The following is a 959-nucleotide window of genomic DNA, read 5'->3' on the forward strand; positions in this document are numbered from 1 at the left end:
AACACTGACAACACTGATAATACTTCTAGTTCTTCTGATTGGAACTCTACGCAAGTATATACTAAAGGTGATACTGTTACTTATAATGGTGAATCATATACAGCTAAATGGTGGACTCAGGGTGAAACTCCTAACAAAGATTCTAAATGGGGAGTTTGGGAATATAATGGTGAAGCAGCTCAAGGACAGGGAACTGTTTCTATAGTATTACCAGCTAAGCCTGACTTTGTAAGCACTAGTACTCTTGCAGATGTTCAAATTCTAAAAAATGGTACTAAAATAGCCGAATTAAATAATGCTCAGTGGGGGTCAACTACTAAACTTGATGTCACTGTCGGTGATAGCGCTAATCTTACTATTAGTGTAACTGCTATTGATGGAGCTATCGGCTCAGCTTCTCCTGCATCATTTACTTTAGCTAAAGGTGCATCTCAAACAGTTTCTGTAGAATATACAAAATCTAGTACTACTGGTGAAGGATCTATTAGTATTAATCCTCAAGCTGATGTTAGTGGAAACCCTACTACTTCTTATACTCTTACAGATGCTAATGGTAATGTTGTTTCTTCTGGAAGTCTTGAAATTAATAAAGCTATTACATTAGATAATATACCTTCTTCTGAAGACGGTATCGTTTATACTCTTACTGTAGATAGCTTTGTTAGTAATGGATATAGTTATACTCCTTCTGAAACATATTCAATAGGAGTATATAATTATAATACTTCAAATGCTGATGTTACATTCACTAAACAAGCTATACCTACAGAAAATGTTGCTATTGCTGTTAGTGGATTACCTGATGGTAAATCGACTACTTTAACTCTATCTAATAGTAGTGGTGATACTAAAGAAGTTACTATAAATAGTAACTCTACAGTATCTGCTGAAATCCCTAAAGATAATACTCTATGGACTGTAGCTGTAGCATCTCTTACTGGATACAAAATATCTACATC

At 34.6% G+C, this 959-nt stretch carries 1 protein-coding gene; it reads left to right on the forward strand.

Annotated features, from left to right (window positions below; genetic code table 11):
* A partial coding sequence (locus tag ACKTR7_RS09905) for a carbohydrate-binding protein (protein WP_407878143.1) occupies positions 1–959 on the forward strand: 959 nt, incomplete at both ends.

It is taken from the genome of Francisella sciaenopsi (genome assembly GCF_045862875.1).
GTDB classification, from domain to species: domain Bacteria; phylum Pseudomonadota; class Gammaproteobacteria; order Francisellales; family Francisellaceae; genus Francisella; species Francisella sciaenopsi.